A 13,893-nucleotide genomic window follows, 5' to 3' on the forward strand; every position below is an offset into this window, starting at 1 on the left:
CGTTGACCGGCCCCGAGGCGGGAACAGGCCGGGGACGGACGCCGTCCACCTTGGGGGGAGCCGGTGAACGAGCCGACGCCGCGCGCGGTGGGACGCCGCGTCCGGCGCGGGGCGCATCGCGCGCTGCGCCGCGCGGCGCTGTGGTCCCTGCGCCCGCTCGTGGGGCGCCCGCTCGCCTGGCGGGCCGTCCCGCCTTCTGGTGAGCGGCCGCGCGTCCGCGTCCTGCTGCAGAACGCGCACGGGACGGGCGGGACGATCCGCACCGTCCTGAACCTGTGCGGCCACCTGGCCCGCGACCACGACGTCGAGATCGTCAGCGTGCTGCGGCGCAAGCCGGAGCCGTTCTTCCCCCTGCCGCTCGGCGTCGCGGTGACCTACGCCGACGACGCGTTCGCCCCGCGCGGGCGGGCCGCGCGGCTGCTGTCCCGGCTGCCGAGCCTGCTGGTCCCGGCCGGGGAGGCGTCGTTCCGGCAGATGACCCTCTGGTCGGACGTGTGCCTGCTGCGGGCCGTGCGCCGCCCGTCCTGCGAGGTGCTGATCGGGACGCGGCCGTCGCTGGTGCTGCTCGCCGCCGAACTGGCGCCGCGCGGCGTCGCGGCGGTCGGGCAGGACCACATGAGCCTGGACTCCTACGCGCCCGCCCTGCGCCGGCAGATCGTCCGCGCGTACCGGCAGCTGGACGCGGTGGCCGTGCTCACCGAGGCGGCCCGCGCCGGGTACGCGGCGGCGCTCGCCGGGTCCGGGACGCGGGTCGTGCGGATCCCGAACGCCGCGCCGCCGCTGCCCGGCCGCCCGTCCCGCCGCGAGGACGACGTCGTGCTGGCCGCCGGGCGGCTCATCGCGACGAAGGACTTCGACACGCTGATCCGCGCGTTCGCGCCGGTCGCCGCCGACCATCCCGGCTGGACGCTGCGCCTGTTCGGCAACGGCCCGCGCCGCGCGGCGCTCCGCGCGCTGGTCGCCGAGCTCGGCCTCGGCGACCGGGTCGAGCTGCGCCCGGCGACCCGCGACCTGCACGCCGAGATGGCGCGCGCCTCCGTCTACGCGCTGTCGTCGCGCCGCGAGGGCATGCCGATGGTGATCATCGAGGCGATGGGGATGGGGCTGCCGGTCGTGTCGGTCGACTGCCCGCACGGCCCCGCCGAGCTGATCGCGCACGGCCGCGACGGGCTGCTCGTCCCGCCCGGCGACGAGGCGGCGCTCTCCGCCGCGCTCCGCGCCCTGGTCGAGGACCCGGAGCTGCGCGACCGGCTGGGCGAGGCGGCGGTCCGGTCGGCGCGGGCGCACGACCTGGAGCGCATCGGGCCGCGCTGGACGCGGCTCATCGCCGGGCTCCGCCCGCCGGAGGCGGCCTCCGGCCGGGCCGTCAGACCCGCAGGACGAGGCCGCGGACGAACGCCGCCTGGCCCACGTGCTGCAGGTCGTCGGATATGACGCTGACCAGCCGCACGCCCAGCGTGACCGGCGGGTTCCACGCGCGGTCGACGACGCGGGGCAGGTCGTCGTCGGTGAGGGAGCCGACGTAGGCGACGGTCCGCGCGTGGACGGCGTCGTGGTAGCCGGTCAGCAGCTCCGCCGACTCGACCTGGACGGCCTCGACCTGGTCGGGGGAGTGCCCGTACCCGGTCTCGGACGGGTCGAGCGGCAGGTCGAACCGGTCGGCCCAGCCCTCGTCCGTCCACGCCTGGCCGGTGCCGGCGACACCGGCGATGTGGTCGTCCTGGACGCGGGTGAGGTGCCAGACGAGCCAGGCGATCGAGTTGGCGGACGCGTCGGCCCGGTACGCGAGCTGCGGCGGGGTGAGCCCCTCGACCGCCTTGTGGACGTTCTCGCGGATCCGGTCGAAGGCGTCGGTGAGCAGGTGCGCGCTGGTCATTGACCCGACGCTACCCGCCGCCGACGGCGATTTCAGGGGCCGTCCCCGGCGTTTCCGCCCGCGCGTCCGCCGCCCGCGCGTCCGCCGCCCGCGCGTCCGCCGTGCGCGCGGGCAGCCGGACGGTGACGTCCAGGCCGCCGCCGGGACGCGGCACGGCGGTCACCGTCCCGCCGTGCGCGGTCGCCGTCGCCCGGACGATCGACAGCCCGAGCCCCGCGCCGCGGTCCGAGCGGACCCGGTCGTTGCCGAGCCGCCGGAACGGCTCGAAGATCGTCTCGACGTCGTAGCGGGGCACGACGGGGCCGGTGTTGGCGACCGCGACCTCCGCTCGCCCGTCCCGGACGCGGGTGACGACCGACAGCTCGCCGCCGTCCCGGTTGTGCCGGATCGCGTTCTCCACCAGGTTCTGCACCAGCCGCTCGACGAGCACGGGATCGCCGGACGTCGGCGCCGCGCCGAGGTCGCGCCGCACCGTCAGCCCGCGCGCCCCCGCCTCCCGGGACGCCTGGTCGAGGACGTGCCCCGCGACGTCCGCGAGGTCGAGCGGACCGGCGTCCACGACCGTGTTCTCGGTGCCCGCGAGGGTGAGCAGCCCGTCGATGAGCCGCTCGTGCCGCCCGTTGACGACCAGCAGCGACTCGCCCAGCCGCTTGACGTCGTCGGTGGCGTCCGCGCGGCGGACGGCGACGTCGACGAGCGTCCGGTTGATGGCGAGCGGCGTGCGCAGCTCGTGCGAGGCGTTCGCGACGAACCGGCGCTGCCCGTCGAACGCCCGCGCGAGGCGGCCGAGCATGGTGTCGAACGTGTCGGCCAGCTCCTTGACGTCGTCGCGCGGACCCTCGTAGGCGATCCGCTCGGTGAGGTCGTGGCTGCGCGCCACCCGCCGCGCCGTCTCGGTGATCTGGTGGACCGGGCGCAGCGCCCGGTCGGCGAGCAGCCAGCCGAACCCGAGCCCCGCGGCGCCGACCAGCCCGAGCGCGATGGAGCCCTGCGTCAGCAGCGCCGACAGCGTCTCCTTCTGGTAGTTCTCGCGTCCCTTCACGAGCACGCCCTCGACCTGCTTGGTCACGATCGGCGGCGGCTGCGCGGACGGGCCGCCAGGAAGCGGCGCGCCGGTTCCGTTCCCGGCCTCGCCGGGGGCCGCCTGCACCGCCTGGAACACCTTGTTGACACCGGCGCTGCCGCCCTGCCGCTGGAGGGTCGTCTGCACCAGCACGTACGTCAGTCCTAGCAGGACGACCCCGGCGAACAGGAACAGGCCGGCGTAGAGGAGGGTGAGCCGCATCCGGATCGTCGGACGGAGCCGCCCGGTCAGCCGCGCGGTCGCGGCGCGCGTCGTCATGGGATCCGGTACCCCGCTCCCGGGACGGTCTCGATCACCGGCGGGTCGCCGAGCTTGCGGCGCAGCTTCATCAGCGTCACCCGGACGGTGTTGGTGAACGGGTCGGCGTGCTCGTCCCACACCTTCTCCAGCAGCCGCTCCGCCGACACGATCGCGCCGTCCGCCAGCATCAGCTCGGCGAGCAGCCCGAACTCCTTGCGCGCGAGCCGTACGTACCGGCCGTCCCGGTACACCTCCCGGCGGGACGGGTCGAGCCGGATCCCGCCGCGCTCCAGCGTCGGCGGCGCGGCCGGGCGGGCGCGGCGGCCGAGCGCCTGGATCCGCGCGACCAGCTCCTCGAACGCGAACGGCTTGGTCAGGTAGTCGTCCGCGCCGAGCCGCAGCCCGTCGACCCGGGCCGGGACGGTCACCGCCGCCGTCAGCATCAGCACCCGGACCAGCGCGTCCGACTCGGCCACCGCGCGGCACACGTCGTCGCCGTGCACGACGGGCAGGTCCCGGTCGAGGACGAGCACGTCGTAGTCGTTGACGCCGAGCCGCTCCAGCGCCGCGTCCCCGTCGTAGACCACGTCCACGGCGAGGGCCTCGGCCCGCAGCCCCTCGGCGATGGAGTCGGCGAGCATCCGCTCGTCCTCGGCGATCAGCACCCGCACGTCAGCCGTCCCTGCTCTCTCACTGCCCGCTCTCCCCGGTCACGACCGCGGCGCGGCCTGCCGACCAAGCTTCGGGCAGCGGGCGTAACGCGGGCGTAACGCGATCCGGTTACGCCCGGGTTACCGCCGCGCCGCTGGACTTGCGGTCCCGCCGGGCGGCCCGCCCGGTGGGCATGCGGACACGACAGGGAGACCGACGATGCGACGACAGACGCTCGCGGCGCTCGCCCTCGTCCCGGCGCTGGCCCTCGGGGCGGCCGGGTGCGGGAGCGGCGACGGCGGCGGGTCCGGCGGCACCGCGAAACCGGCGGCGGACGACGGGAAGAAGATGCGCGAGTTCGCCGCGTGCATGCGCGAGAACGGCGTGGACATGCCCGACCCGAAGGACGGCAAGGTCGAGATCCGCGTGTCCGGCAAGCCGGACCAGGCGGGGAAGAACGGCAAGGTCGAGGCCGCGCAGCGCAAGTGCCGGCACCTGATGCCGAACGGCGGCAAGCCGCAGAAGCCGAAGCCCGAGGTCCTCGCGAAGATGCGCGCGTACGCCAGGTGCATGCGCGACAATGGCGTCGCGAAGTTCCCCGACCCGCAGCCGGACGGCGGCATGATGCTCAAGGCCGGGCCCGGGACCGGGATCGACCCGGAGAGCCGGCGGTTCAAGGACGCGCAGCAGGCGTGCGCGAAGCTCGCGCCCGACGGCAAGGGCCCGATGATGTCCGGCAAGGGGCGGGACTAGTGTCGCGGCGGCGCACCGCCGTCCTCGGCGCGGCGGGCATGGCGGTGCTCGGCGGCGCGGGCCTCGCGGCCGCCGGGCTGGGCGGCGGCGACGGCCCGGCCGCCGCGCGCGGCGCGCTGCCCCCGGCGACCGCCCCGGTCGAGCGGACGACCCTCGTCGAGACCCAGGAGGTCGACGGCACGCTCGGCTACGGCGACACCCGCACCGTCGCGGGCGCCGGGCGGGGGACCGTCACGTGGCTGCCGTCCGCCGGGTCCGTCGTCGCGCGCGGAGGCCCGGTGTACCGGGCCGACGACCGGCCCGTCCCGCTGCTGTACGGCTCGCTGCCCCTCTATCGGACGCTCGCCCCGGGGACGGAGGGCGACGACGTCGAGCAGTTCGAGCGGAACCTGCGCGCCCTCGGCTACACCGGCTTCACCGTCGACGAGTCCTACGACTCCGCCACCGCCGCGGCCGTGAAGCGCTGGCAGGACGACCTCGGCGTCCCCGAGACCGGGACGGTGCGCCCGGGATCGGCGGTCGTCGCGTCCGGCCGGATCCGGGTCGCCGAGCGCCGGGCGCACGTCGGCGACCGGGTCGGCGGCGCCGTGCTCACCTACACCGGCACCACCCGTGTCGTCACCGTGGACCTGGACGTCGAGTACCAGCGGCTCGCGAAGAAGGGCGCCCGGGTGGAGGTCGAGTTGCCGTCCGGCGACACCACCAAGGGCACGATCGCCTCGGTGGGGAAGGTCGCCAAGCAGGGGCAGGGCGACAACCCGACCACCGTCGAGGTGACGGTCGCGGTCGGCGCGCGGAAGGGGCTCGGCTCCTACGACAAGGCGCCGGTCACGGTGCGGCTCACCGCGAACCGGCACGGCGGCGTCCTCGCGGTGCCCGTCGAGGCGCTGCTCGCGCGGGGCGACGGCGGCTACGAGGTGCAGGTCGTCCAGGGCGGGCGCGTGCGGACGGTGCCCGTCGAGACCGGTGTCTACGCGGGCGGCCGGGTCGAGGTCTCGGGGGCCGGCCTGGCCGAGGGCATGAAGGTCGGGGTCCCCTCATGACCGGGGTGGTGGAGCTGCGGGACGTCACCAAGACCTACCCCGGCGGGGTCACCGCGCTGGACGGGGTGTCGCTGACCGTCCAGGCGCGGGAGCTGGTCGCGATCGTCGGCCCTTCCGGGTCCGGGAAGTCGACGATGCTGCACCTGCTCGGCACCCTGGACCGGCCGAGCGCGGGCGCGGTGCTCGTCGAGGGCGTCGACGTGTCCGGGCTGCCGGACCGGCGGCTGTCGGCGCTGCGCGCCCGCCGCATCGGGTTCGTGTTCCAGCAGTTCCACCTCGCCGCCGGGGTGGCCGCGCTGGACAACGTCGCGGACGGCCTGCTGTACACGGGCGTCCCGCAGGCCGAGCGCCGCCGCCGCGCCCGCGCCGCGCTGGAGCGGGTCGGGCTCGGGCACCGGCTCGGGCACCGCCCGCACCAGCTGTCCGGCGGGGAGCGGCAGCGGGTCGCGATCGCCCGCGCGGTGGTGGGGGAGCCCGCGCTGCTGCTCGCGGACGAGCCGACCGGGGCGCTGGACTCGGCGTCCGGCGCGGGCGTCCTCGACCTGCTGCGCGAGCTGTCCGGCGGCGGGACGACCGTCGTCCTCATCACCCACGACCGCGACATCGCCGCCATGCTGCCCCGCCAGGTCCGCATGCGCGACGGCCGTATCGTCCACGACGACGCGTACTTGGAGGCGACCCGATGACCGCGGCGAAGCGAGGATCGTCGGGTCCCTTGCGGAGGTCTGGGCGTCGTCCCCCAGAAGGGCGGGACCCTATGAGCATGGAGACACCGGCCCGGCTCGGGCCGGCGGACGTGCTGCGGGTCGGGGCGGCGGGGCTGCGGTCGCGGCCGCTGCGGGTGTTCCTGTCCGCGCTGGGCATCGCGATCGGGATCGCCGCGATGATCGGCGTGGTGGGCATCTCGACGTCCAGCCGGGCGCAGCTCCAGGCGACCCTGGACCGGCTCGGCACCAACCTCCTCACGGTCGGTCCCGGCAAGGACCTGTTCGGGGACGCGTCCAAGCTGCCCGAGGAGTCGGTCGGCATGGTGCGGCGGATGCCGGACGTCGAGTCCGCGTCCGCGACGGCGGCGCTGCGGGACGCCCGCGTCTACCGCAACGACCGCATCCCCGAGGGGGAGAGCGGCGGGATCGCCGTCCTCGCCGCCCGGCTCGACCTGCCGCGCACGGTCGGCCTCACCATGGCGTCCGGGACCTGGCTGAACGCGGGCACCGCACGCTACCCGGCGGTCGTGCTCGGGGCGGCGAGCGCGGACCGGCTCGGCGTCGGCGCGCCCGGCGTCCAGATCTGGCTCGGCTCGCAGTGGTTCAAAGTCGTCGGCGTCCTCGAACCGAACCAGCTCGCGCCCGAACTCGACGCCGCCGCCCTCGTCGGCTGGGAGGCCGCCACCGCCAGGCTCGGGTTCGACGGGCACCCCACCACCGTCTACACGCGCGCCCGCAAGGACGCCGTGCCGAAGGTCCGGGACCTGCTCGCCGCCACCGCCAACCCGCAGGCGCCGAACGAGGTCGAGGTGAGCCGCCCCTCGGACGCCCTCGCCGCCGAGAACGCCACCGACCGCGCGTTCACCGGCCTCCTCCTCGGCCTCGGCGGGGTCGCGCTGCTGGTCGGCGGCGTCGGCGTCGCGAACACGATGGTGATCTCGGTGCTGGAGCGCCGGGCGGAGATCGGGCTGCGCCGCTCGCTCGGCGCGACCCGGGGGCAGATCAGGCTCCAGTTCCTCACCGAGTCGCAGCTCCTCGCCGCGCTCGGCGGCGCGGGCGGCGTCGCGCTCGGCATCGTCGTCACCGCCGTGTTCGCGGTGACGCAGGGCTGGCCGACGGTCGTCCCGGTCTGGGCCATGGCGGGCGGCATCCTCGCGACGCTGCTCATCGGCGGCGTCGCGGGCCTCTACCCGGCCCTCCGCGCCGCCCGCCTCCCGCCGACCGAGGCCCTGGCCGCGCCCTAGCGCCCCTCACGGCCGGTCGGGGGCGGGCGTCGGCGAGGGCTCCGCTCCCGTCCCCGGCCGGGCCCGCGCCCGCCGATTATGCGAACATATGTTCGTGTCCGCCTCCATCCTGCACGCCGACCTCGACGCGTTCTACGCGGCCGTCGAGCAGCGCGACGACCCCGCGCTGCGGGGGAGGCCCGTGATCGTGGGCGGCGGGGTGGTGCTCGCGGCGAGCTACGAGGCCAAGGCGCACGGGGTGCGGACGGCGATGAGCGGCGGGCAGGCGCGCCGGCTGTGCCCGCGGGCGGTCGTCGTCCGGCCGCGGATGAGCGCGTACGCGGCGGCGAGCAAGGCGGTGTTCGCCGTCTTCCGCGCGACGACGCCGCTGGTGGAGGGGCTGTCCATCGACGAGGCGTTCCTCGACGTGGACGGCCTGCGCCGGCCGCCCGCCGCGATCGCCGCGCGGCTGCGGCGGGAGGTCGCCGAGGAGGTCGGGCTGCCGATCACGGTCGGCGTCGCGCGCACCAAGTTCCTCGCCAAGGTCGCGAGCGGCGTCGCGAAGCCCGACGGGCTCCTCGTCGTGCCGCCGGACGCCGAGCTCGACTTCCTGCGCCCGCTGCCCGTCCGGCGGCTGTGGGGCGTCGGCGAGGCCACCGCGGCGAAGCTCGCCCGCTACGGCGTCACGACCGTCGGCGACGTCGCCGACATGCCGGAGGCGGCGCTCGTGTCGCTGCTCGGCCCGGGCGCCGGGCGGCACCTGCACGCGCTGGCCCGCAACCGCGACCCGCGCCCGGTGCGCACCGGCGTCCGGCGCCGCTCGATGGGCGCGCAGCGGGCGCTCGGCCGCCGCCGCCGGTCACCGGCGGAGCTGGACGCCATGCTCGTCGGCCTCGCCGACCGGCTCGGCGGGCGGCTGCGGAAGGCCCGCCGCGTCTGCCGGACGGTCACCCTCCGCCTCCGCTTCGACGACTTCGCCCGCGCCACCCGCTCGCGCACCCTCGCCCAGGCCACCGCGGACACCCCGCTCCTCCTGCACGCGGCGCGCGGGCTGCTCGCCGCCGCCGCGCCGCTGATCGAGAAGCGCGGCCTCACCCTGATCGGGCTGTCGCTCGGCGACCTGCACGACGCGCGGGCCGTCCAGCTGGCGCTCCCGTTCGACCGGGCCATGGCCGTGGACGACGCGGTCGACGGCGTCCGCGGCCGGTTCGGCCAGGACGCGATCACCCGCGCCGTCCTGCTCGGCCGCGACCCGGGCGTCCAGGTCCCGCTGCTGCCCGACTGACCCCGGCCGGCCCCGCGCTACTCGGAGGGGTCGATGATGCCGAGCCCGTCGGCGCCGACCTGGACGGCGGACTCGTCCAGCGCCGCCTCGGAGATCGGCTGGACGTTCCCGTCCAGGTCGAGGGCGGGGCTGGCCTCCTTGTACCAGGACTCGATCACCGCGTTGCCCCAGAAGTCGCGGCGGCGGTCGTCGTGGACGTTCCACCGGAACGTCTCGTGGTCGGGGTCGCCGGTGTAGTAGTCGGAGGTGTAGATCTCCACCCGGTGCCCGTCGGGGTCGCGCAGGTAGACGTAGAAGGCGTTGGACACGCCGTGCCGTCCCGGCCCGCGCTCGATGTGGTGCTCCTTGCGCAGCGAGCCGAGGATGTCGGCCATGTGCAGCACCTGGTGGGACTCGTGCGTCGCCATCCCGATGTGGTGCAGGCGGGGGCCCGCGCCGCCGGTGAACGCGACGTCGTGGACGGTCTGCTTCCGGTACATCCACGCCGCGTACAGCTCGTGCTCGTCGCCCTCGATGGTCTCCGAGCAGCCGAAGCCCAGCGACTTGTAGTGCTCGTAGGCGGCGGGGATGTCGGGGGTGCAGACGTTGAAGTGGTCGAGCCGCGCGATCTGGGCGCCCCGGTGCAGGTCGTAGCGCTGGATGAGGCGCTCGCCGCGGGCGATCTCGTGGAAGAACTCGACCGTGAACCCGAGCGGGTCGACCACGCGGACGGCGTCGCCGACCCCGTGGGTGCCCTCCCCGGCGGCGAGGCGCCGGACGGGGCGGCCGAGGTCCTTGAAGAACCGCTCCGCCTTGTCGACGTCGTCGGGGGTGCGGACCCGGTAGGCGAGGTGGTCCAGGGCCGCGACGGGCCCGGCGCGCAGCACGACGGAATGGTGGGTCAGCTCGTCGGTGCCGCGCAGGTGGAGGGCGCCGGCGTCCTCGTGCTGGACGTGCATGCCGAGCATGTCGACCCAGAACCAGCGCGCCGCCGCCAGATCGGTGACGGCGAGCTGGACGTAGGCGGAGCGGACGACGTCGGGGGCTGTGCTCATGGCTGCTCCTGGGCGCCGAAGCGCGGCGTGTGCACCTCGCCCAGCATGACGTGGACGATCTTGGACTCGGAGAAGAAGTCGATGCTGTGCGCGCCGCCCTCCCGGCCGAGCCCCGAGTCCTTCACGCCGCCGAACGGGGTGCGCAGGTCGCGAACGTTGTGGGAGTTGATCCAGACCATACCCGAGGCCACCTTGTGCGCGATCCGGTGGCCGCGCCGCAGGTCGTCCGTCCAGACGTAGGCGGCGAGGCCGTAGCGGGTGGCGTTGGCGAGCTCGACCGCCTCGGCCTCGTCGTCGAACGGGGCGACCGCGACGACCGGGCCGAAGATCTCCTCCTGGAAGATCCGGGCGTCCCGGGGCACGTCGGTGAACACGGCGGGCTGCAGGTAGTTGCCCTCCGGCAGGTGCGCCGGGCGGACGCCGCCCGCGATCAGCTTCGCCTCCCGCTGCCCGATCTCCACGTACTCAAGGACCCGCTTGTAGTGCTCCGGGTGCACGAGCGCGCCGACCTCGGTCGCCGGGTCGGACGGCGGGCCGACCCTGACCTTCTCGGCGCGGGCCGCGAGCCGCCGGGTGAACTCCTCGTAGATCGGCCGCTCCACCAGCACGCGGGAGCCCGCCGTGCACCGCTCCCCGTTCAGCGAGAACACGCCGAACAGGACGGAGTCGAGGGCCGCGTCGAGGTCGGCGTCCGCGAACACCACGACGGGGGACTTTCCGCCGAGCTCCATCGACAGCGCCTTCAGGCCGTCCGCCGAGCAGCGCATGATGTGCCGGCCGGTCTCGGTGGAGCCGGTGAACGACAGCAGCGGGACGTCCGGGTGGTCGACCAGCGCCTGGCCCGCGACCTCCCCGATGCCGTGGACGATGTTGACCACCCCTGCGGGCACGCCCGCCTCGGCGAAGATCTCCGGCCACAGGCCCGCCGACAGCGGCGTCCACTCGGCGGGCTTCAGCACGAGCGTGCAGCCGGACGCGATCGCCGGGGCGAGCTTCCAGCTCTCCAGCATGAACGGGGTGTTCCACGGGGTGATCAGCCCGGCGACGCCCGCGGGCGTCCGCACCACGTAGTTGAGCTGCTGGGTGCCGACCCGGTAGGACTCCTCGCCCAGCGCGACGATCACGTCGGCGAAGTAGCGGAAGTTCTCGGCGGCGCGGCGGGCCTGGCCGCGCGCCTGGGTGATCGGCAGCCCGGAGTCGAACGACTCGAACTCCGCGAGCTGGTCCTCGCGGGCCTCGACGGCGTCCGCGATGCGGGTCAGGATCGTGGCACGCTCCCGGTTGCCGAGCGCCGCCCAGCCGGGGAACGCCTCGCGCGCGGCGGCCACGGCCCGGTCGACGTCGGCGGGGCCGCCCGCGGCGGCGGTGGCGTAGGGGGTGTTGGAGACGGGGTCGGCGACGTCGAAGACCGCGCCGTCGGCACTGTCGACGAACTCGCCGCCGATCCAGTGCCGGATGCGGTCCGGCAGGCCGGCGGGCCGTGCGGGGGAGGAGGGGAGGGACATCGTGCTCTCTTCCGGTCGTTGTGGGAGGGCGCCTGCGCGGGTCAGAGCCCGGCGGTGAGGTCGCCGCCCTGGTCGAGCAGGTCGCGGATGCGCGCGACGGCCGCGTCGGACGGCGTCGCGAGCGGCGGGCGGACGTACCCGGACGGGATCCGGCCCTGCCGCTCCAGCACCCACTTGGCGGGCGCGGGGTTGGTCTCGACGAACAGCAGGTCCACCAGCGGGTGGAGGCGGTAGTGCAGGTCGCGGGCGCCGGCCTGGTCGCCGGACGTCCACAGCTCGTACATCCGGGCGACCGCGGCGGGAGCGAGGTTGGCGACGGCGCTGACGAACCCGGCGCCGCCGAGCGCGAGCAGCGGCAGGCACAGCAGCTCGATCCCCGACCAGACGAGCAGCTCGGGACCGCAGGCGTGCAGCACGCGGGAGAAGTGCTCGAAGTCCTTGGTGGTCTCCTTGATCCCGACCACGTTGTCGAAGTCGGTGAACAGCCGCCGGACCGTCTCGGGAGCGATGTCGACGGCCGTCCTGGACGGCACGTTGTAGATCACCAGCGGCAGGTCGGGGAACTCGCGCGCGACGGCCGCGTACCAGGCGTACAGGGCGTCCTGGGTGGGCCGCGCGTAGTAGGGGGTGATGATCAGCGCGGCGTCGGCGCCCGCGTCCCGGGCGGCGGCGGTGATCTCCAGGGTCTCGTCCAGCTTGGCGGACCCGGTGCCGGGCAGGAACGGGACGCGGTCGGCGACCTCGTCGGCGGCCGTCCGGATCGCGGCGATGCGCTCGGCGGCGGTCTGCGCGCTCGGCTCGCCGGTCGAGCCGCCGAGCGAGATCCCGTGCGAGCCGGATTCGAGCTGCCAGCGGATCAGCCCGCGCAGCGCGTCGTGGTCGACGGCGCCCTCGGCCGTGAACGGGGTGACGACGGGCGCGATGGACCCGCGGATCGTGGCCGGGTCGGTGCGGAACTTCAACGTCTTCTCCTCGGTGGTCGTTGTCACGCGCGGCGGGGCGCGCTCACAGGTCGTGGTCGCGGCGCCAGGCCTCGTAGGCCGCGCGCCAGCGCGGCCCGAGCGGGTAGAGGCCCTCGATGGCCTCCCCGGCCGCGACGCGCTCGGTGATGAAGCGCTCCTGCGCCTCCTGCTCGGCCGAGTCCCGGACGAGTTCGGCCGCGAGGTCCGGGGGGATGACGACGACCCCGTCGGCGTCGCCGACGAGGATGTCCCCGGGCTGGACGAGGGCGCCGCCGCAGGAGATCGGCAGCCCCGTGTCCCACGGGACGTGCCGGCGCCCGAGCACGGCGGGGTGCGCGCCCGCGTGGAAGACCGGCAGGCCCATGCCCGCCACGGTCGCGCTGTCGCGGAGCCCGCCGTCGGTGACGACCCCGGCCGCGCCGCGCCGCTGGGCGCGCAGCGCGAGGATGTCGCCGATCGTCCCGGCGGAGGCGTCCCGGCGCGCGTCCATGACGAGTACCTGCCCGGGACGCAGCTCCTCCACGGCCCGCTTCTGCGCGTTCATGCCGCCGCCGTACCGCTCGAACAGGTCCTCGCGGAGCGGGAGGTAGCGGAGCGTGTGCGCGGTGCCGACCATCTTCACGCCGTCGCCGCCCGCCGGGTGGACGCCGTCGACGCTCATGTGCTGGAGGCCGCGCTTGCGCATCTGGGAGCTGAGCGTCGCGGTGGACAGCTCGCGCAGCGCCGCCGCGAGGTCCTCGTCCAGCGCGGGCGCGGCCCGGTAGGACGCGCCCCAGGCGTCGGCGCGGTCCGCCTCGGTGACCTTCGGCATCGCGCCCCAGCCGGGCAGCGCGTCCGTCTCGACGACGGTGTTGGAGAGCCGTCCGGTGGTCGCGTCCCCCGCGGTCACCTCGACCTCGACGGTGTCGCCGGGGGAGACCACGGACGCGCCCGCGGGCGTGCCGGTGAGGATCACGTCCCCGGCTTCGAGGGTGACGAGCCGGGACAGGTCGGCGACGAGCGTGGCGAAAGGGAACAGCAATGTGTCGGTCGTGTCGTCCTGGACCGGCTCGCCGTTCACCCACGTGCGGACGCGCAGCGCGTGCGGATCGACGGCGCGGGCGTCGAGCAGCCGCGGGCCGATCGGGGTGAAGCCGTCCGCGCCCTTGGAGCGCAGGTTGGAGCCCCGGTCGGCGTACTTCATGTCGTGCACGCCCGCGTCGTTGGCGGCGGTGACCCAGCCGACGTGCTCCCACGCCTCGTCGGGCGTGACGCGGTGCGCCCGCCGCCCGATGACCAGGGCGATCTCGCCCTCGAAGGTCATCAGCTCGCAGCCGGCCGGGCGGCCGAGCGGGTCGCCGGTCCCGGCGAGAGACGACGCCGGCTTGACGAAGTACGAGGGCTCGGGCGGTATCCGCCCACGCTCCTTCGCCCGGGAGGGGAAGTTGAGGTGGACGGCGATGATCTTCGAGGGCCGGTCGCCCAGGGGGTGCGGCACTGCGGGCTCTCCTGCTGACGGGTCGGGACGGAACCCCCGCGCCGAGGGTCGCT

Annotated in this window: 13 protein-coding genes; 6 read left to right on the forward strand and 7 right to left on the reverse strand. The window is 75.4% G+C overall.

What is annotated here, in order from left to right; translation table 11 throughout:
* The first annotated feature begins 63 nt into the window (after nucleotides 1-63).
* Complete coding sequence (locus tag FXF68_RS37790; protein WP_148767629.1) at nucleotides 64-1,434, forward strand: glycosyltransferase; 1,371 nt, start codon at nucleotides 64-66, stop codon at nucleotides 1,432-1,434.
* Here FXF68_RS37790 and FXF68_RS37795 read toward each other — a convergent pair.
* From FXF68_RS37795 to FXF68_RS37805, 3 genes are read right to left on the reverse strand one after another with little or no spacing between them, the layout of a single operon-like run.
* Nucleotides 1,367-1,876 (reverse strand): mycothiol transferase, encoded by a 510-nt coding sequence (locus tag FXF68_RS37795; RefSeq protein ID WP_148767630.1) that lies wholly within the window; start codon nucleotides 1,874-1,876, stop codon nucleotides 1,367-1,369. The genes FXF68_RS37790 and FXF68_RS37795 overlap by 68 nt on opposite strands.
* A 10-nt stretch (nucleotides 1,877-1,886) precedes the next feature.
* The gene (locus FXF68_RS37800; RefSeq protein WP_148767631.1) at nucleotides 1,887-3,218 is read right to left on the reverse strand and encodes a sensor histidine kinase; all 1,332 of its coding nucleotides are present in this window, start codon (nucleotides 3,216-3,218) and stop codon (nucleotides 1,887-1,889) included.
* Nucleotides 3,215-3,871 carry a response regulator transcription factor gene (locus tag FXF68_RS37805; protein ID WP_187438318.1) on the reverse strand — a complete coding sequence of 219 codons (657 nt, stop codon included), beginning with the start codon at nucleotides 3,869-3,871 and terminating at the stop codon, nucleotides 3,215-3,217. The genes FXF68_RS37800 and FXF68_RS37805 overlap by 4 nt, the downstream gene beginning before the upstream one ends.
* A gap of 199 nt (nucleotides 3,872-4,070) precedes the next feature.
* Here FXF68_RS37805 and FXF68_RS37810 point away from each other — a divergent pair, with 199 nt between their 5' ends.
* The 5 genes from FXF68_RS37810 to dinB all read left to right on the forward strand — a co-directional run bounded on the left by FXF68_RS37810 (nucleotide 4,071) and on the right by dinB (nucleotide 8,862).
* On the forward strand, nucleotides 4,071-4,604 hold the full coding sequence (locus FXF68_RS37810; protein ID WP_148767632.1) for a hypothetical protein: 534 nt from the start codon (nucleotides 4,071-4,073) through the stop codon (nucleotides 4,602-4,604).
* Nucleotides 4,604-5,647, forward strand: a complete 1,044-nt coding sequence (locus FXF68_RS37815) for a peptidoglycan-binding protein (RefSeq protein WP_246179161.1) — start codon at nucleotides 4,604-4,606, stop codon at nucleotides 5,645-5,647. The genes FXF68_RS37810 and FXF68_RS37815 overlap by 1 nt, the downstream gene beginning before the upstream one ends.
* Complete coding sequence (locus FXF68_RS37820; protein WP_148767633.1) at nucleotides 5,644-6,333, forward strand: ABC transporter ATP-binding protein; 690 nt, start codon at nucleotides 5,644-5,646, stop codon at nucleotides 6,331-6,333. The genes FXF68_RS37815 and FXF68_RS37820 overlap by 4 nt, the downstream gene beginning before the upstream one ends.
* Nucleotides 6,334-6,404: 71 nt before the next feature.
* On the forward strand, nucleotides 6,405-7,598 hold the full coding sequence (locus tag FXF68_RS37825) for an ABC transporter permease (RefSeq protein WP_148767634.1): 1,194 nt from the start codon (nucleotides 6,405-6,407) through the stop codon (nucleotides 7,596-7,598).
* A 94-nt stretch (nucleotides 7,599-7,692) separates the two neighbouring features.
* Nucleotides 7,693-8,862 (forward strand): DNA polymerase IV, encoded by a 1,170-nt coding sequence (gene dinB, locus FXF68_RS37830; protein WP_222870283.1) that lies wholly within the window; start codon nucleotides 7,693-7,695, stop codon nucleotides 8,860-8,862.
* Between the two features lie 17 nt (nucleotides 8,863-8,879).
* On the opposite strand, the gene hpaD is transcribed toward dinB, so the two are convergent.
* Genes hpaD through FXF68_RS37850 form a run of 4 tightly spaced genes read right to left on the reverse strand, consistent with a single transcriptional unit; the run spans nucleotide 8,880 to nucleotide 13,840 of the window.
* Nucleotides 8,880-9,896, reverse strand: coding sequence for a 3,4-dihydroxyphenylacetate 2,3-dioxygenase (hpaD, locus tag FXF68_RS37835; RefSeq protein ID WP_148767636.1), 1,017 nt, complete (start codon nucleotides 9,894-9,896; stop codon nucleotides 8,880-8,882).
* A complete protein-coding gene (hpaE, locus tag FXF68_RS37840; protein WP_148767637.1) occupies nucleotides 9,893-11,401 on the reverse strand; it encodes a 5-carboxymethyl-2-hydroxymuconate semialdehyde dehydrogenase in 1,509 nt (502 codons plus the stop codon). The genes hpaD and hpaE overlap by 4 nt, the downstream gene beginning before the upstream one ends.
* A gap of 41 nt (nucleotides 11,402-11,442) precedes the next feature.
* The gene (gene dapA, locus FXF68_RS37845) at nucleotides 11,443-12,390 is read right to left on the reverse strand and encodes a 4-hydroxy-tetrahydrodipicolinate synthase (RefSeq protein WP_246179162.1); all 948 of its coding nucleotides are present in this window, start codon (nucleotides 12,388-12,390) and stop codon (nucleotides 11,443-11,445) included.
* A gap of 16 nt (nucleotides 12,391-12,406) precedes the next feature.
* Nucleotides 12,407-13,840 (reverse strand): fumarylacetoacetate hydrolase family protein, encoded by a 1,434-nt coding sequence (locus FXF68_RS37850; protein WP_148767638.1) that lies wholly within the window; start codon nucleotides 13,838-13,840, stop codon nucleotides 12,407-12,409.
* Nucleotides 13,841-13,893 lie beyond the last annotated feature (53 nt).

The sequence above is a fragment of the Actinomadura decatromicini genome (assembly GCF_008121305.1).
Taxonomy (GTDB): Bacteria; Actinomycetota; Actinomycetes; order Streptosporangiales; family Streptosporangiaceae; genus Spirillospora; species Spirillospora syzygii.